This is a genomic window from Streptomyces sp. NPDC001450 (genome assembly GCF_053597295.1).
In genome coordinates this window covers 35411-53554 of the sequence record NZ_JBSFHY010000025.1, presented here as the reverse complement: position 1 = coordinate 53554, position 18144 = coordinate 35411, and the positions used below count along the sequence as shown (strand labels likewise).

Sequence of the window (18144 nt, the reverse complement as noted above, 5' to 3'; positions counted from 1 at the left end):
GAACACCTGGGGGCACACAAGGGTCGTTCCCAAGATTCCTCCGATGCGCCAGGCAGCCTGCAAGACGTCTATCCCTCTTGCCCTGCAGCTGAGAAGTCCGGCCCGTTTCGGCACAGTGCCTTGACAGTCCACGGGTGGTCGAATGAGCATCGAAGCGCTTCGAAAGCTTCTCGTCGTTCCATCGCAAGGGGAACCGCCCGTGACCGTTCACTCGCCGACCACCCCGCCCTTCCGCGATCCGCAGCTGCCGGTCGCGAAGCGCATCGACGACCTGCTGGCGCGGCTCACCCCGGACGAGAAGGTCTCCTTCCTGCACCAGTTCGCGCCCGCCGTCGAGCGCCTCGGCATCGCCGCGTTCCGTACCGGCCAGGAGGCGCTGCACGGGGTGGCCTGGATGGGCCCGGCGACGGTGTTCCCGCAGGCCGTGGGGCTCGGCGCGACCTGGAACCCGGACCTCGTACGACGGGTCGGCGAGGCGGTGTCCCGCGAGGTCCGGGCGATGCGCGCCCGCGACGAGCGGGTCGGCCTCAACGTCTGGTCCCCGACGGTCAACCTGCTGCGCCACCCCCTGTGGGGCCGCAACGAGGAGGGCTACTCCGAGGACCCGAAGCTGACCTCGGCGATCGCCACGGCGTACACGCACGGCCTGCGCGGCGACCACCCGACGTACTGGCGCACCGCCCCCGTCCTCAAGCACTGGCTGGCCCACAACAACGAGACGGACCGCGCGACGTCGTCCGCCTCGGTCCGCCCGCGCGTGCTGCACGAGTACGACCTGCGCGCCTTCAGGCAGACGGTCGAGGCGGGCGCGGTGGCCGGGGTGATGCCCGCGTACAACCTGGTCAACGGCCGCCCCAACCACGTCTCCCCGTACCTGCGCGCCCAGCTGCGCGCCTGGACCGACGAGGACCTGCTGGTCTGCTCGGACGCGGGCGCACCCTCCAACCTGGTCGAGGCCGAGCACTACTTCGACACCCACGAGGAGGCGACCGCGGCCGCTCTGCTGGCCGGAGTGGACAGCTTCACCGACCACGGCACGGACGCCACACAGATCACCGCACGGGTCGAGGGCGCCCTCGAACAGGGCCTGTTGACGGAGGCGGACATCGACATCGCGGTCCGCCGCCAGCTGTCGGTCCGCTTCCGCCTCGGCGAGTTCGACCCGCACTACGACCCGCACCGGGGCACCGGCGAGTTCGACACCCCGGCCCACCGCGCCCTCGCCCAGGAGGCCGCCGAACAGGCCGTGGTCCTCCTGAAGAACGACGACGACCTGCTGCCCCTCGCGCCCGGCACCCGCATCGCCGTGGTCGGCCTGCTCGCCGACGAGTGCAAGCTCGACTGGTACAGCGGCAGCCTCCTGCACCGGTCCACCCCCCTGGAGGGCCTGTACGAGCGTTTCGGCGCCGAGCGGGTGGAGTTCGCGGAGGGCGTGGACCGCGTCCGCCTGCGCACCGCCGCCGGTGCCTTCCTGCACGTGCCGCCCGCGGACGCCCCCGACGAGGCGCGCGGCTCCGAGGGCGCCCTCGACCCGGCCCTGCTGTCCGGCCGCACCGACCTGCCCCCGCTCACCACGGACGCAACCGGCACCGAGTTCGCGCTGGTCGACTGGGGCGAGGGCGTCCTGACCCTGCGCGCGCCCGACGGCCGCTATCTGTCCGTCGCCGAGGACGGCCACGTCCGCGCCTCCGCGGACCAGCCGGGCGGCTGGGTGGTCCAGGAGACGTTCCGCCTGGAACCGCACCAGAACGGTCACCTCCTCGCGCACCTGGGCACGGGTCGCCATGTCTCGGTCGCCGCCGACGGCGTGAAGGTTGCCGAGACCGGCGACGTCTTCGAGGTGATCACGGTGGAGGAGGGCGAGGAAGCGGTGGCCCGGGCGGCCGAGCGGGCGGACGTGGTCCTCGTGGTCGCGGGCAACGACCCGCACATCAACGGCCGCGAGACGCAGGACCGTACGACCCTGGACCTCCCCGCCCACCAGCAGCGGCTGCTGCACGCCGCACGCGCCGCGAACCCGCACACGGCACTGGTCCTGACGTCGGCGTACCCGTACGCGGTGGCGGCGTCCCGCCTGCCGGCCATCGTCTGGACCGCGCACGGCGGCCAGGCGGCGGGCACGGCCCTGGCCCGGGTGCTGGCCGGTGACGTCTCCCCCGCGGGCCGTCTCCCGCAGACCTGGTACGAGTCCGACGCCGACCTGCCGGACCTGCTCGACTACGACGTGATCGGCGGCCGGCAGACCTACCTCTACTTCGAGGGCACCCCGCTCTTCCCCTTCGGCCACGGCCTGTCGTACGCGTCCTTCACCTACGCGGACCTGTCGACCCGGGTGCAGGACGGCACGGTCCACGTCGCCTGCACGCTCACGAACACGGGCGACCGCACGGCCGACGAGGTCGCCCAGCTCTACACCCGGGCGGCGGACCCCTCCGTGACCCGGCCGCGCCGCGAGCTGCTCGCCCACCGCCGGGTGACGCTCGCACCCGGCGAGCGGACGGAACTCCACTTCGAAGTCCCGCTGTCCGCCTTCGAGTTCTGGGATGTGGCGCGGGGCGGGTGGCGTCTGGAGCAGGGCCCGTACGACCTCCTGCTCGGCGCGTCCAGCGAGGACGTCCGCCTGCGTACGACCGTCACCCTCGACGGCGAACCCCCGGCGCCCCGCGCGGTCGTCCGACGGGGCCTGGAGGCGGCGGACTTCGACGAGCAGTCGGGCATCGTGATCGTCGACCGCACGAAGACGGCGGGCGACGCGGTGACCCCGGCGGGGGGCGGCTCGGCCGAACTGGTCTACCGCGCCTGCGACTTCGGCGACGGCGTGATCGAGGTGACGGCCCAGCTGGCGGGCGAGGGCGTCCTGGAACTGTCCCTGGACGGCGGCCCGCCACTGGCCGCCCTGCCCCTCCCCGTCCCCACCGCGGACGCCTACACCTACACCACCCTGGGCGCGGGCATCGTCACCGAGGGCGTGCACGACGTCCACCTCGGACTGCGCGGCCCGCTGCGGCTCGCGCATGTCGGCTTCTCCGGTTGAGGGTCCGGAGAAGCCCGGCGCCAGGAAGGGGCCCGGCACCAGGAAGGCAGCGATGCCGGGCCCCTTCCCGGACGCCCGGGCCGCGCCGCACGCAGCCCACATGAAATCGGTTCCCATGAGCCAGGGGGCGGTGGGCGCCGGCTCAACCGTCTCCGGTACGTCAACGCGGCCCAGGTCTGCGGTCCGACGGCACCGTCAGCGCAGTGCGGCGGTCTCGCCCGCGTGGACAGCCCGCAAGGCGCGCTCGACGGTCTCCTGGTTCTCGCCGACCGGCGCCACGTAGTCGATGACGTCGCGCGCCGCGTCCTCCCCGAGCGTTCGGGTGATCACCCAGGCGGCGAGATACTGCGACGCCAGGCAGCCGCCCGCCGTGGCGATGTTCCCCTCGGCGTGGAAGGGCACGTCCAGCACGGTGACGTCGCAGGCCTCGACGAAGGGCCGGCTCCTGCGGTCCGTGCAGGCGGGGATGCCGTCCAGCAGCCCGAGCCTTGCGAGCACCAGCGCGCCGGAGCACTGTGCACCGATCAGCCGGCGCGAAGGGTCGAGCGGCAGCCGGGAGATCAGCCGGTCGTCGGCGACCACCTCCCGCGTCTTCACCCCGCTGCCGATCAGCACGACGTCGGCTTCGGTCACGAACTCCAAAGGGCGCTGCCCGGTCACCTCGACGCCGTTCATGGACGTCACCACCGGCGTCGGTGTCGTGATGAAGGCCTCCAGGCCGTCCCTGCGGCACCGGTTGATCAATGTGGAGGCGATGAAGCTGTCGAGCTCGTTGAATCCGTCAAACGTGACCACGGCTACCTGCACGGCGTCTCCTCGAAGTACGGCACGGAGGCGCAGTTTCCCAGGCGCGCCGTGCCGGGGTCGCGGGCCGGTCGGCGATCCGTGGCCCCACGGGCAGACGAACGGCCCGGGTGCGGGACCCGGGCCGTCGACGGGGCGGCGGAAGCCCCGTTGCAGATGTGTCGCGTCAGCTGTGGTGGCTCGCCTCGGCGAGGGCGGTCACGAAGCGGAGGGCGTTCACGGTGCCCACGCCGGTGGCCATGTCGTAGCCCTTGACGGCCTTGTAGCCGGTGACACCTTCGTAGCTGTTGTCGGTGCCGTCCTTGACATCGACCACGCCGGTGTTCCTGAGCTTGGACAGCTTGTACAGCGCCGCGTTGATGTTGCCGAGCCGGTGGCCCGCCGCCTGGTCGGCGAGGGCGACGATGCCCGAGAAGAGCGGGCTGGCCTCGCTGGTGCCGCCGGTGACGTCCCAACCCTTGGCGGTCGGGTCGTAGCTGGAGTAGATCCAGGCGCCGCCGTTGACCGCGGCGGCCATCGAGACGTCCGGCGTGCCGCGGCGGGTGCCGACGATGTTCTTCACGCCGTCCTGGAAGCCCGGGCGGGAGAAGACGTGGGACTGGCCGCCGCCGCCCGCGCCGTAGTCGTTGTAGACGCTGTCCGGCTTGACGCGCTCACCCTTGTCGTTCAGGTGGAGCTGGGTGCCGCCGATGGAGGTGACCAACGGGTCCGCGGACGGCCAGGAGTTGACCCGCTTGTCGTAGTAGTGCTTGCCGTCCGCCTTCATGTCGGTGGCACCGCCGTCGCCGGACGAGGCGAGGACGGTCACGTGCTTCCGGTTCGCGGCCTGGAAGGCGTAGCGCAGCTTCTTGATGCTGGAGAAGTCGCCCCGGTTGAAGCCGGGGAAGGTGTTCTCCGTGGCGCCGAAGCTCTGGGTGATGACGTCGCCGACGCCGTGGTCGATCAGGTGCTTCTCTGCGGACATCATCTCCGGGAGACCGGTGGTGCCCTCGGTCTCGGAGACCGCCGTCTCCACCAGGACGATCTTGGCGCCGGGCGCCACGGCGTGGGCCATCTCGACGTCCAGGGTGGTCTCGCCGGCCCACCCGGTCATGTCGGAGTTCTTGGGGTCGAAGGCGGGGACGTGACCCCACTTGACCACCTTGACCTTGGTGCTGGGCAGGCCGAACTGCCTGCTGTAGACGTCGAGATCGTGCTGGACCGTCGGAGAGCCGAACGAGTCCACGATGACGATGGTGCGCCCCTTGCCCGTGATGCCCTTGCGGTACAGCGGGTTGAGGTTGTACGCCGTGCGGTACTGCAGCGGGTTGTAGCAGTTGATGTGCCACTTGGCCTGGCACTGCGCGCTCGGGAGCGGGCTGGCCACGCCATGAACCAGGGTGTGCCCTGCGATGGCCGGAACCGCCTTGGTGTGCGGTACGGCGGCGGGCGCGGCGGCGGTGACGCCGGCCTGCGAGGTGGTCGCCAGCGCGGCGGCGACGAGGGCAGCGGTGGCGGCCGCGGAAGCCGCGACGCCGCGCCCGGTACGGGCTATGTGCATGAATTCCCCTGAGAGGTCCGTGAGTCGGACGAAGTGGTCGACTCGCATCCCATCGAGTGAGTCATGCACAGAACAAGACTATTGAACGGACGATGCCTAATCCTTTACCCGGCAATAGGAACGGTAAAAGGAACGGCCGCAGCCCCCGCACAGTGGGCTGCGGCCGTTCCGTCCGACCTGTCCGTGGCAGGTCAGAGCGCGAGACCGGTGAGAACCAGCACGCGCTCGTATGTGTAGTCCTCCATCGCGAACTTCACGCCCTCGCGGCCCACACCGGACTGCTTGGCACCGCCGTACGGCATCTGGTCGGCGCGGTAGGACGGGACGTCGCCGACGACCACACCGCCGACCTCCAGCGCGCGGTGGGCGCGGAAGGCGACCTGGAGGTCGTGGGTGAACACACCCGCCTGGAGGCCGTACTTGGAGGAGTTGACGGCGGCGAAGGCCTCGGCCTCGCCGTCCACCTTCTGCACGGTGAGGACCGGCCCGAAGACCTCCTCGCACGCGATCGTGGTGTCCGCCGGTACGTCGGTGAGGACGGTCGGCGCGTAGGAGGCGCCGTCGCGGTCGCCGCCCGTGCGGAGGGTGGCGCCGGCCTCGACGGCCTCCTTCACCCAGGACTCCACGCGCTTGGCCGCGTCCTCGCTGACCAGCGGGCCGACGTCGGTCTTGTCGTCGCTCGGGTCACCGGTGGCCTGGGCCTCGACGGCGGCGACGATGCGCGGCAGCAGACGATCGTAGACGGAGGCGTCGGCGATCACGCGCTGCACGGAGATGCAGGACTGGCCGCCCTGGTAGTTCGAGAAGGTCGCGATGCGGGTCGCGGCCCAGTCGAGGTCGGCGTCCGAGGCGAAGTCGCCGAGCACGACCGCGGCGCCGTTTCCGCCCAGCTCCAGGGTGCAGTGCTTGCGCGGCACCGAGTCCATGATCGCGTAGCCGACCTTCTCGGAACCGGTGAAGGAGATGACCGGCAGGCGCTCGTCCTGGACCAGGGCGGGCATCTTGTCGTTGGCGACCGGGAGGATCGACCAGGAGCCGGCGGGCAGGTCGGTCTCGGCGAGCAGGTCGCCGATGATCAGGCCGGACAGGGGGGTGGCCGGGGCCGGCTTGAGGATGATCGGGGCACCGGCGGCGATCGCCGGGGCGACCTTGTGCGCGCACAGGTTCAGCGGGAAGTTGAACGGCGCGATGCCGAGGACGACGCCCTTCGGGAAGCGGCGGGTCAGCGCGAGGCGCCCCTGGCCACCGAGGTCGGTGTCGAGCCGCTGGGCCTCGCCGCCGTTGAACCGCCGGGCCTCCTCGGCCGCGAAGCGGAACACGGACACGGCACGGCCGACCTCGCCGCGGGCCCACTTGATCGGCTTGCCGTTCTCGGCGGAGATCAGCTGGGCGATCTCCTCGGTGCGCTCGACCAGACGCTTGCTGACGTGGTCGAGGGCGGCGGCGCGGACGTGCGCCGGGGTGGCGGCGAACTCGTCCCGGACGGCGTACGCGGCGGCCACGGCCTCCTCGACCTGGGCGTCGGTCGGCACGCTGACCTTGCCGACGAGACGGCCGTCCCACGGGGAGGTGACGTCGAAGGTGTCCTCGCCGGTGACCTGGCGGCCGGCGAGCCAGAAGGCGTGGGTGGCCCCCACAATTTTTTCCTGGGGCATGTGAGTCCCGGCCCTTCCGCGTTGGGGGTGTGCGTGTTCTTCCGTGGTCCACGGTAGGGCGGAGGCGGGCGGGGGTCGCTTGTCCGAGTCGTAGTGGTGGGGGTGGGCGATGCTCCGGTTTGGCGTGGTGGGTGCTGAGGTGAGGCCCACTTCTCGGCCTGTCGAGTCGGTACGGCTACTCCGGTGACGTCGCCTTCAAGGCGAGCCACAGCTCCATCCGGACGTCAGGGTCATCGAGGCTGCGCCCCAGAATTTCCTCCACCCTCCGCATCCGGTACCGCAACGTATGCCGATGCACCCCGAGATCCGCCGCCGCCGCGTCCCACTGACCGTGCCGGGACAGCCACGCCCGCAGCGAGGCGACCAGATCCCCCCGCCCCGTCGCATCGTGCTCGTGCAGCGCCCGCAGCAACCCGTCCGCGAACGCCTTCACCGCATCGTCGGCCAGCAACGGCAGCACGGACCCCGCAGCCAGCTGCTCGTGCTCCACCAGCACCCGCCCGCGCCGCCGCGCGACGGACAGCGCCTGCTCAGCCTGCTTGTAGGCCGCAGCCGCGGCGATCGGTCCGACCGGGGCCGACAGCCCGAGGACCAGCTCCTCCTCGCCCCCGGCCGCCTGCTCGGGCACGGCCCGCCCCGCCTCCAGCGCCGCCGCGTACGCGGCACACGCAGCCACCGCCGCACCGCCGTCCGCGGCCAGCACCACCAGCCGATCCCCCTCGGGCACGACCAGCACGGCCTCCCCGGCGCGGGCGGCCGCCGACTCCACGGCCTCCGCGATCCCGCCCAGCGTGTCGGCGTCCGCCTCCGTGTGCGCCCGGCCGGCCGCGCCGGACCCCGACTCGGCGACGATCATCCGGAAGGGCGCGTCGAGCAGCCCGCCGTACAGGTGCCCGGCGACGGCCCGGGCATGGTCCGGCTCCCCGGCCAGCAGCATGCGCAGTACGGCCGCGCCGACCCGCTGCTCGGCCGCGTGCAGCGAGCGGGACCGTTCGGTGGTGAGGGTGAGCAGCGCGATCGCGGAGTGGACGGCGTACCGCTCGGCGGTGCCGAGGGCGGCGGCCGTACCCACGGCGAGCGCGGCGCGCGGGCGCCGGCCCGTCCCCAGGGAGTGCAGCTCCACCCGGTCCTCGTTGTCGGGACCGCCGACCACCGAGGAGGCCGGGGCGGGCCGCTCCCGCAGCCGTTCGACCTCCGCGGTGAGCCGGGCGGCCCGGCGGCCGGCCCACTCGGGTGCGGTGGCGACGACGGCGCCCGAGGCGTCGTACAGCGCCGCCCACCCGTCGACCTGCGCGGCGAGCGCGCCGAGCAACCCCTCGGGGCCGGCGTTCAGGGCCTGCCTGGTCAGCTCCCGCTGGGCGGCGAAGCCCGCCGTGACGGCCCGGTACTGGTCGGCGGCGATCGCGGCGGAGACAGCCTTGCTGATGGCCAGGAAGGGGGTGCGGCGGGGCACCTCCAGCAGCGGCAGCCCCTCCTCCTCGGCGGCGTCGACGAGGGCCCTGGGGATCTCGTCGTAGTTCACCCCGACCGCGAAGCCGAGCCCGACGACGCCCGCGCCGACCAGCCGCTTCACATACCGCCGCATCGCCTCGGGATCCTCCGCGTCCAGCTTGAGCGCGGTGATCAGCAGCAGCTCGCCGCCCTCCATGTAGGGCACGGGGTCGGCCAGCTCGCTCACGTGCGCCCAGCGGACGGGCACGTCGAGCCGGTCCTCGCCCGCGCGCACGGTCAGCTTGAGTGCGGAGTGGTGGACGAGCGAGGCAAGGGTCGGGGGCATGAGGCCTTCAGGGAGGGGAGAACCGGGACAGCGGGTGGGGAGATCCGGTGATCACTGTGATCAATTGGCCGCTGCGTATGAACAGCCTATGCCGATTCTGCCGCACCGTACGGTCCCCGGGTGCCCCCTTCCCTCAGCCCCGCAGATCCACCAGCAACGGCGGAGCGTGCTCCCCCTGCACGGTGGTCAGCGACAGCACCGCATGCCCCGGCGGTACCCCGTGCGCCAGCTCGGAGGCCGACCAGCGCTCACGCTCCACCTGGCGGACGGTGACGGCCCGGGCGGTGGGTGCCTGGCCGGTGATGACCCGGCGCAGCATGTGCACGGCCTTGCCGGCCGGGGTCTCGGCGATGATCTGCCGGTCGGTGACGTCCCGGGTCTCGGTCCACTCCTTGCCCCACACCTCGGCGAAGTCCTGCCCGTCCCAGGGGGTGAGCCCGGACAGCGCCATCCGGCAGCCGGCGGCGCCGAGCAGCGGTCCGCGCAGCGGCCGGGGCACGTCGTCCAGGGTGCGCAGCGTCAGCACGGTGCCCGCATGGGCCGAGCGCAGCCGCTGGATGCCGCGCACGGACTCAGGGGTGATCACACCGGAGGCGTCGTCCAGCAGCAGGCAGGCGAACAGCGACCGGTCCTCCCGCACCGTCACGCTGGCCGTGAACTGGGCGAGGACCAGCCGGGCGAGGATCCGCGAGGCGTCGGCGTGCCCGCGCTGGGGCAGGTCGATGCGGACCCGGACCGGGTGGTCGAGGGCCTTGAGGGAGAACGGCCGGGACTGCCCGGAGGTGTCGAAGAAGGCGGCGAAGGCGGGCCGGTCGAGCAGGGCGATCCGGTCGGCGAGCACCGCGCCCACGTCGCCCGGGTGGGCCATCTGCCGCTCCCGCGCGTCCAGTTCCCTGAGCAGCGACTCCTGCCCGGTGTCGGTCAGCGCCTTGCGGAGTGCGGCGAGCCGTCCGGGCGTGCCGTCGAGGAGCTGGCGCAGCTCGGGGACGGAGGGGAAGCGGTCGTGGACGGCGCGGAAGGGGCCGAGCAACTGGGCGAGGACGGTCGTGGAGCGGCGGCTGTCGCCACCGGGGTGCGGGTCGGCGAGGTCGCCGACGAGGGCCTCGGCGAGTATGGCGGCGGCCTCGTCCGGGTCGGTGGTGCCGCCGTACAGGTCGAGGTCGTAGACGGACTCGGGGTGCCCGATCCGTACGACGACGTCGTACGCCTCGGCCGGGCCGAGGCCCGCGCCCGCCGCGCCGACGGCCACGACGGCGGCCCGCCCGGCGAGGGCGTGCAGGCACAGCGACTCGGCGAGCGGCCGGATGACCGCGCCGGTCTTGCCGGAGCCGGCCGGGCCGACGGCGAGCAGCGAGGTGCCGAGCAGCTCGGGGCCGAGGGCGAGTCCGGAGCCGCGGTAGTGGTACGGGTTGCGGGGGTCGTCGGCGGTGGTGCCGAGCCGTACCTGCCCGGTGAGCAGGTCGTGCCGGGCGTGCCGGGCGGGCAGGTCGCGCTCGCCGGAGGGGTGCAGACAGGCGGCCGAGCCGTCCTTGAGCACGGCGCCCGTGAAGGAGGCGAGCGTGTGCGTGCCGGACCGTACGCCCTGCCAGGCCCGGCTGATCCGGGCGTGGTCGACGTCCCGCATGAGCCCGGCCTTCGCCTCGGCGGCCAGCCGCTCGGCGGCCTCATGGGCTCCGGCGTGCCGCAGCTGGGGCCATTCGGCGGGGTCCTGCTCGGGGGCGGGCGCGGGCTCGGCGGCGGGCACGGCCTCCCGCCAGGCGGGCGGGCCGAAGCGGCGCCAGACCTCGCCCCAGCGGCCGAGGCGGCCGACGACGAGCATGATGACCACGGCGATGAGCGTGTAGTACGAGTACCAGAGGAGGGCGTTGCCGACCTGGTCGTTGCTCTGGCGCCAGGAATCCGGGGTGAACAGCTCCAGGGGCAGCACCCACCAGCCCCCGAGGTAGCCGTTCCACAGCAGGGACCACACCAGCCAGCCCACGAGGAAGGCGATCAGCGCGCCGCTCAGCAGCTGCCGGGTCGGGATCCGCTCGGGCTCCTGTTCGGGCCGGGGCCGGTACCCGAACCGCCACACGCCCGGCGCCGCCTCCGGCCGGGACGCCCGCAGCCAGGCCAGGAAGGCCGAGCCGTCCGGCCGGGGCGGAACCCCGGGCGGCCCGGCGGGCATGGGCGGCACGGCGGAACCCTCCCGGGGCACCGCCGGGCGCGGCACAGGATTCGCATGCGTACCGCGCGCGTCCCGCGTCCCGTCGCTCTCCATCGCCCTTGCCCCCTGACCAGCCGTTCCGTCCACCATCAGCGAGCCAATCTAACGCCCCGACAAAGGGAGTTCACCGTTTACGCGGCCGAGAGGACGCACCGGCCGGGCGTGCCCCTCCCCTAGTGCTATGTCCACGACGGACAACCAATCTTCCCGACAACGCCCACATGGAGCATGCCCACGCTCCACTTCCGGCCCTAGCCTGCGAAGAAAGAGACAAGCGTCCGAAAAACGCACCGTCCGGTACCGCCCGGGAACACCCGGTACGCAAGATCATCAGGGAGCCCCCATGACCGCACTTCCGCAGGAGCGCCGCGTCGTCACCGCCATCCCCGGCCCGAAGTCGCAGGAGCTGCAGGCCCGCCGCCTCGCCGCGGTCGCGCAGGGCGTGGGCTCCGTGCTGCCCGTGTTCACGACGCGCGTGGACGGCGGCATCATCGAGGACGTCGACGGCAACCGCCTGATCGACTTCGGTTCCGGTATCGCCGTGACCTCGGTCGGCGGCTCCGCCGAGGCCGTCGTACGCCGCGCGAGCGCCCAGCTGGCCGACTTCACCCACACCTGTTTCATGGTCACGCCGTACGAGGGCTACGTGGCCGTCGCCGAGGCGCTGGCCGAGCTCACGCCGGGTGACCACGCCAAGAAGTCCGCGCTGTTCAACTCGGGCGCCGAGGCCGTCGAGAACGCCGTCAAGATCGCCCGCGCGTACACCAAGCGCCAGGCCGTCGTCGTCTTCGACCACGGCTACCACGGCCGTACCAACCTGACGATGGCGCTGACGGCCAAGAACATGCCGTACAAGCACGGCTTCGGCCCGTTCGCGCCCGAGGTCTACCGCGTCCCCGTCGCGTACGGTTACCGCTGGCTGACCGGCCCGGAGAACTGTGGCCCGGAGGCCGCGAAGCAGGCCATCGACCAGATCACCAAGCAGATCGGCGCCGAGAACGTGGCCGCGATCATCATCGAGCCGGTGCTCGGTGAGGGCGGCTTCATCGAGCCGGCCAAGGGCTTCCTGCCCGCGATCAGCCAGTTCGCCAAGGACAACGGCATCGTCTTCGTCGCGGACGAGATCCAGTCCGGCTTCTGCCGCACCGGTCAGTGGTTCGCCTGCGAGGACGAGGGCATCGTCCCGGACCTGATCACCACCGCCAAGGGCATCGCCGGCGGTCTGCCGCTGGCCGCCGTCACCGGCCGCGCCGAGATCATGGACGCCGCGCACGCGGGCGGCCTCGGCGGCACCTACGGCGGCAACCCGGTGGCCTGCGCCGGTGCGCTCGGCGCCATCGAGACGATGAAGGAGCTGGACCTCAACGCCAAGGCGAAGAACATCGAGGCGATCATGAAGGCGCGCCTCACCGCCATGGCCGAGAAGTTCGACATCATCGGCGACGTCCGTGGCCGTGGCGCCATGATCGCCATCGAGCTGGTCAAGGACCGCGCCACCAAGGAGCCGAACCCGGAGGCGACCGCCGCCCTCGCCAAGGCCTGCCACCAGGAGGGCCTGCTCGTCCTGACCTGTGGCACCTACGGCAACGTGCTGCGCTTCCTGCCCCCGCTGGTGATCGGCGAGGACCTCCTGAACGAGGGTCTCGACATCATCGAGCAGGCGTTCGCGCGCATCTGAGCGGTTGGTTCGCACCTCTGAACGGTGCTTGAAGGGTGCCTACGGCAGGCCGTGTGAAGAAGGTGTGCGAGGTGGATGGCGGGACGCGATTCCGTCTGCCCAACCGCCTCGGGCTGCCGTAGGTTCTACCCAGATGAGAGATACACCCCGCCCACAGGGGACTGTGGGCGATCTCAGGCCGGGGCCTCCCCAGCTTCGACCTGGTCGTGCCCTCGCGCACACAACCGGGACCTGACGGTTCCGGGATCTCCTCACCGATCGGACGGTCGCCGCCCCAAACCCCCCGGGGCGCGCGACATCCCGATCCGGACGGCCGCCTCGGAACCATCCCCCCCTGTTCCGGGGCGGCCGACCTCCTTCCTCCCCCGCCGGGTCTGAGAAGCTGGGCCGCGTGTCGACGTCACCGGATCCGCGCCCGAAGTACGCGCTCCTGGCCCTGCCCACGCTCCTGCTCGCCCTGATCACCTGGCAGGTCGTCACCCACGGCCCGCTCCTGCGCGTCGACACGCGGTTGAGCCGGCACCTGGTCCACCCGGACCGGTTCTCCGAACTCCTCTCCGACCTCGGCAACGTCCAGGTCGCCGTGCCGGTGCTCGTCCTCGCCCTGGCGTACTCCGCCTGGCGCGGCAGCGCGACCGGTACGGAGCGCTGGTGGCTGCCGCCCGCCGCCGCGGCCGTACTGATGGCGCTGGTCCCGGCGTTCGTCGTCCCGCTGAAGGACTGGACCGCCCGCCCGGGGACCCCGCTGATGCCCCCGGGGGTCGGCTACTTCCCCTCCGGCCATACGGCGACGGCGGCGATCACGTACGGTTCCGCGACCCTGCTCCTGCTCCCCTGGCTGCGCTCACCCGCCGCCCGCCGGGCCCTCGTCGGCGTCTGCGCGGCTCTGGTGCTCGGCGTCTCCTACGGTCTGGTCCGCCGGGGCTGGCACTGGCCGCTGGACGTGGTGGCCAGCTGGTGCCTGGGCACTGTGCTGCTGACCACCCTGTCCCTGCTGGTCAGCCGAAATAGGTGTCGAAGTTCTTCTGGAACTCCCAGTTGGAGTAGCGGTCCCAGTTCACCGACCACGTCATCAGACCCCGAAGAGCGGGCCAGGTCCCGTGGGTCGGGTACGAGCCGCAGTTCGTCTTCTTCGTCAGGCAGTCCAGGGTCTTGGTGACCTCGGCCGGGGCCACGTACCCGTTGCCCGCGTTCGTCGACGCCGGCATGCCGATCGCCACCTGGTCCGGGCGCAGCGGCGGGAAGACGTTGTTCGCGTCGCCCGCGACCGGGAAGCCGGTGAGCAGCATGTCGGTCATGGCGATGTGGAAGTCGGCGCCGCCCATGGAGTGGTACTGGTTGTCGAGGCCCATGATCGGGCCCGAGTTGTAGTCCTGGACGTGGAGCAGGGTGAGGTCGTCGCGCAGGGCGTGGATCACCGGAAGGTACGCCCCGCAGCGCGGGTCCTGGCCGCCCCACTTGCCGGTGCCGTAGTACTGGTAGCCCATCTGGACGAAGAAGGTCTCCGGGGCCAGCGTCAGCACGAACTTCGAGCCGTACTTGGCCTTCAGGGTCTTCAGGGCCGAGATGAGGTTGACGATCACGGGCGTGGTGGGGTTCTTGAAGTCCGTGTCGTTCGCGTTCAGGGACAGCGAGTGACCCTCGAAGTCGATGTCCAGGCCGTCGAGGCCGTAGGTGTCGATGATGTTCGAGACCGAGGAGACGAACGTGTCGCGGGCCGCCGTGGTCGTCAGCTGGACCTGGCCGTTCTGGCCGCCGATCGAGATCAGCACCTTCTTGCCGGCCGCCTGCTTGGCCTTGATCGCCGCCCTGAAGTCGGCGTCGCTCTCGACGTTCGGGCACTCGGTGACCGGGCAGCGGTTGAAGCGGATGTCACCCGAGGTGGCCGAGGTGGGCTCGCCGAACGCGAGGTCGATGACGTCCCAGCTGTCGGGTACGTCGGCCATGCGGGTGTAGCCGGAGCCGTTGGCGAAGCCGGCGTGGAGGTAGCCGACGAGGGCGTGGGCCGGCAGGTCGGTCGAGCCGCCGCCACTGCCTGCCGTGGTCGTCGCGGTCACCGCGGCCGACTTGGCGGACTCGCCGGCGTCGTTGCTCGCGGTGACCTGGAAGCTGTACGCCGTCGAGGGCGCGAGTCCGGTGACGCCGGCCGAAGTGCCGTCCGCCGTCTGGACCTTGACCCCGTCGCGGTAGGCCGCGTAACTCGTGGCGCCGGTCACCGCCGACCAGGACAGGGTGACGGAGGAGGAGGTGACCGTGCCGGTTCTGAGGCCGGTCGGCGCGGCGGGCGGCTGTCCGGTGCTCGCACCCGGGCCGACCAGGGAGACGTCGTCGGCGTAGTAGGCGCCGGTGCCGTACCAGCCGTGGGTGTAGACGGTGACCTTCGTCGTGTTGGCGCCGGTGGTGAAGGTGGTGGTCAGCTTCTGCCAGTCGGGCGCGGACTGGGTCCAGGTGGAGACGTCGGTGGTGCCGGTGCCGTTCGCGCCGAGGTAGACGTAGGAGCCGCGGACGTAACCGGACAGCGTGTACCGGGAGTTGGGCTGGACGGTCACCGTCTGCGCGCACTGGGCGTCGTCGCTGCCGGCCGGGGTCGCCTGCAGCGCGGAACTCCCACTGTGCACAGGGGTGTTGACAGTCGTACCGGCCGTGCAGGTCCAGCCGTCGAGGCCGGCTTCGAAGCCGCCGTTCTTCGCGAGGTCCGCGTCGGCCGCACGGGCGGCCGACGAGAGCGCGGTGATCCCGGGCACGGCCAGCAGCGCGGCCGTGAGCAGGGTGAGGACGGATCTGGGACGTCTGGCGCGTCGAGCGCGGTCCACAAGGGCCTCCGGTGAAGGGGGAGTTGGAGGGGTGGAGCGCACTCAACTTGGTCCAGACCAATCTTCTTGTCAAGGTGTCCGGGTGTTACCCCGCCGGAGCCGTCCCGCGGCACGACCCTGGATCACACCTTCCGTGGGGCATCACCCATCGGCCGGGGCGACGTCACCGGAACCAGAGTCAACACCGGGGTCCTGCTGGGGCTGGTCCGGCTCGGCCTGGCCCGACTGCTGGTTCTGCTGCGGCTGGTCCTGCTGCGGCTGGTCATCCGGCGCCTGGTCCTGCTGCTGGTCCTGCTGCGGCTGGTCATCCGGCGCCTGGTCCTGCTGCTGGTCCTGCTGAGCCGGGTCCTTCGGCGGTTCCTGCTGCGCCGGGTCGGGCTGGGCCGGGTCCTGCTGGGTCGTGTCGGTCTTGCCGGGGTCGGTCTTGTCCTCGTCGGTCTTTCCCGGGTCGGTCTTCCCCGGATCCGTCTTGTCCTCGTCGGTCTTCCCCGGGTCGGTCTTGCCGGTGTCCTTCTTCTCGTCCTTCTTCTCGTCCCTCTTGTCCGACTCGGCCTTGTCCCAGTCCGACTTCCTGGGCTCCTTCTTCCAGTGGTCCTGGTCGTGCACGTCCCAGTGGTGGTCGTGTTGGTGGTGCCAGAAGTAGTGGAAGTTGTCACAGGAGTCCCAGAGGTAGTACCGGTGACGCTCGACCAACACGAAGAAGCAGTTGTGGTGGTCGTCCCAGTAGTACTTGTGGTTGTCGACCCAGCAGTAGAACTTGTGGTGCTTCTTCCAGTGGGACTTGTGGTGCTTGTCCCAGCAGTAGATCTTGTGCCCGCCGTGCTCCTGGGCGCCCTTGCTCACCGTCGGCGCCTGCGACATCGGTGCCGCCGTGGCGGTCGCGGCCGGCAGGACGACACCTCCGGCGACGGCCGCGGCCGAGGCGATCGCCGCCGCGAGGCCGATACGGCGCCTCGAACGGAAATCGTCGTTCTTGCGGATGGCGCGAGTCATGATTTCTCTCCTGCTCCTGATGGAAGGGGTTCGGCGCTTTCTCGGCGCACTTCCAGTAGGCCGGAACCGCCCGGCGGGGTCATGCTCCGAAGATTCGGGACTTGACCGAGGAGAAAATCGGGCGTAAAGGGCGGAGCAGCACAAAGGCCCAGGCCTGTGACCTGGGCCTTTGCTCAGAAAGGGCTCGTCGGAAAGAGCTCAGCTGTCGAAGCCCAGCCCCAGCCGGTCCATCGTCCGCAGCCACAGGTTGCGGCGGCCGCCGTGCGCGTCCGCACGGGCCAGCGACCACTTCGTCAGGGCGATGCCGGTCCAGGCGAAGGGCTCCGGCGGGAACGGCAGCGGCTTCCTGCGGACCATCTCCAGCTCGGTCCGCTCGGTGCGCTCCCCGTCCAGCAGGTCCAGCATCACGTCGGCGCCGAAGCGGGTGGCGCCGACGCCGAGACCGGTGTAGCCCGCCGCGTACGCCACCTTCCCCTGGTGGGCCGTGCCGAAGAACGCCGAGAAGCGGGAGCAGGTGTCGATCGCACCGCCCCAGGCGTGAGTGAAGCGGACGCCCTCCAACTGCGGGAAGCAGGTGAAGAAGTGCCCCGCGAGCTTGGCGTACGTCTCCGGGCGGTCGTCGTACTCGGCGCGCACCCGGCCGCCGTAGTGGTGGATCGCGTCGTAGCCGCCCCACAGGATCCGGTTGTCGGCCGACAGCCGGAAGTAGTGGAACTGGTTCGCCGAGTCCCCGAGGCCCTGGCGGTTCTTCCAGCCGATCGAGGCCAACTGGTCGGCGCTCAAGGGCTCGGTCATCAGCGCGTAGTCGTAGACCGGGACGGTGTACGAGCGCACGCGCCGCAGCAGGCTCGGGAAGATGTTCGTGCCGAGCGCGACCCTGCGGGCGCGGACGGAGCCGTACGGCGTGCGTACGGCCATGCCGGCGCCGTACTGCTTCAGGGTGAGGGCGGGCGTGTGCTCGTACACGCGCACCCCGAGCCGGAGGCACGCCTGCTTCAGGCCCCAGGCCAGCTTGGCCGGGTGCAGCATGGCGACGCCCCGGCGGTCCCACAGGCCGGCCTCGAAGGTGGGCGAGTTCACCTGCTCGCGCACGGCGTCGGCGTCGAGGAACTCGATGCCGTCGGCGAGGCCCTTCTCCTCCAGCTCCCGGTGCCAGTCGCGCAGCTCCCAGGCCTGGTAGGTCTCGGTGGCCACGTCGATCTCACCGGTGCGCTCGAAGTCGCAGTCGATGCCGTGCCGGGCGATCGCGGCCTCGATCTCGTCGAGGTTGCGCCTGCCCAGCTCCTCCAGCCGGCTGATCTCGTCCGGCCAGCGGGTCAGGCCGTTGGGCAGGCCGTGAGTGAGGGAGGCGGCGCAGAAGCCGCCGTTGCGGCCGGAGGCGGCCCAGCCCACCTCGCGGCCTTCCAGCAGCACCACATCGCGCTGCGGGTCACGCTCCTTGGCGCCCAGCGCGGTCCACAGTCCGCTGTAGCCGCCGCCGACGACCAGCAGGTCGCAGGTCTCGGTGCCGGTGAGGGCGGGCTCGGCGTGTGGCTTGCCGGGGTCTTCCAGCCAGTACGGGACCGGCTGGGCTTCGGAAAGAGAGGCGATCCAGTTGTCTTTGCCACGACTCATGGCGCTTGGGGCCATGATTTCAACTCCCTA

At 71.5% G+C, this 18144-nt stretch carries 10 protein-coding genes and 1 pseudogene; 3 read left to right on the top strand and 8 right to left on the bottom strand.

Going from position 1 to position 18144, the window contains the following annotated elements; genetic code table 11:
* The first annotated feature begins 199 nt into the window (after positions 1-199).
* Entirely contained in the window at positions 200-3034 is a 2835-nt protein-coding gene (locus ACWC5O_RS26115; RefSeq protein WP_450589476.1) for a glycoside hydrolase family 3 C-terminal domain-containing protein, read from the top strand.
* Between the two features lie 195 nt (positions 3035-3229).
* On the opposite strand, the gene ACWC5O_RS26110 is transcribed toward ACWC5O_RS26115, so the two are convergent.
* From ACWC5O_RS26110 to ACWC5O_RS26090, 5 genes are all read right to left on the bottom strand, one after another.
* Positions 3230-3841: an AraC family transcriptional regulator gene (locus tag ACWC5O_RS26110; protein WP_450589474.1), complete on the bottom strand. Its 612-nt coding sequence runs from the start codon at positions 3839-3841 to the stop codon at positions 3230-3232.
* Positions 3842-4004: 163 nt separating this feature from the next.
* The gene (locus ACWC5O_RS26105) at positions 4005-5378 is read right to left on the bottom strand and encodes a S53 family peptidase (protein WP_450589472.1); all 1374 of its coding nucleotides are present in this window, start codon (positions 5376-5378) and stop codon (positions 4005-4007) included.
* Positions 5379-5569: 191 nt separating this feature from the next.
* Complete coding sequence (locus ACWC5O_RS26100; protein ID WP_450589470.1) at positions 5570-7015, bottom strand: aldehyde dehydrogenase family protein; 1446 nt, start codon at positions 7013-7015, stop codon at positions 5570-5572.
* Between the two features lie 193 nt (positions 7016-7208).
* Positions 7209-8810 carry a PucR family transcriptional regulator gene (locus ACWC5O_RS26095; RefSeq protein ID WP_450589468.1) on the bottom strand — a complete coding sequence of 534 codons (1602 nt, stop codon included), beginning with the start codon at positions 8808-8810 and terminating at the stop codon, positions 7209-7211.
* Between the two features lie 133 nt (positions 8811-8943).
* Positions 8944-11070, bottom strand: coding sequence for an ATP-binding protein (locus ACWC5O_RS26090; RefSeq protein WP_450589466.1), 2127 nt, complete (start codon positions 11068-11070; stop codon positions 8944-8946).
* A 289-nt stretch (positions 11071-11359) separates the two neighbouring features.
* On the opposite strand from ACWC5O_RS26090, the gene gabT reads away from it, so the two are divergent.
* Both gabT and ACWC5O_RS26080 read left to right on the top strand, forming a co-directional pair.
* Positions 11360-12694: a 4-aminobutyrate--2-oxoglutarate transaminase gene (gene gabT / locus ACWC5O_RS26085; protein WP_450589464.1), complete on the top strand. Its 1335-nt coding sequence runs from the start codon at positions 11360-11362 to the stop codon at positions 12692-12694.
* 391 nt (positions 12695-13085) lie between these two features.
* Positions 13086-13751 (top strand): annotated as a pseudogene (locus tag ACWC5O_RS26080) (phosphatase PAP2 family protein); the annotation flags it as partial.
* On the opposite strand, the gene ACWC5O_RS26075 reads toward ACWC5O_RS26080, so the two are convergent.
* The 3 genes from ACWC5O_RS26075 to ACWC5O_RS26065 all read right to left on the bottom strand — a co-directional run bounded on the left by ACWC5O_RS26075 (position 13693) and on the right by ACWC5O_RS26065 (position 18129).
* Complete coding sequence (locus ACWC5O_RS26075; protein ID WP_450589462.1) at positions 13693-15507, bottom strand: chitinase; 1815 nt, start codon at positions 15505-15507, stop codon at positions 13693-13695. The pseudogene ACWC5O_RS26080 and the gene ACWC5O_RS26075 sit on opposite strands and share 59 nt — an antisense overlap.
* Positions 15508-15648: 141 nt before the next feature.
* Entirely contained in the window at positions 15649-16500 is an 852-nt protein-coding gene (locus ACWC5O_RS26070; RefSeq protein WP_450781077.1) for a hypothetical protein, read from the bottom strand.
* 198 nt (positions 16501-16698) lie between these two features.
* Positions 16699-18129 (bottom strand): NAD(P)/FAD-dependent oxidoreductase, encoded by a 1431-nt coding sequence (locus tag ACWC5O_RS26065; protein ID WP_450589458.1) that lies wholly within the window; start codon positions 18127-18129, stop codon positions 16699-16701.
* Between the last annotated feature and the right edge of the window lie 15 nt (positions 18130-18144).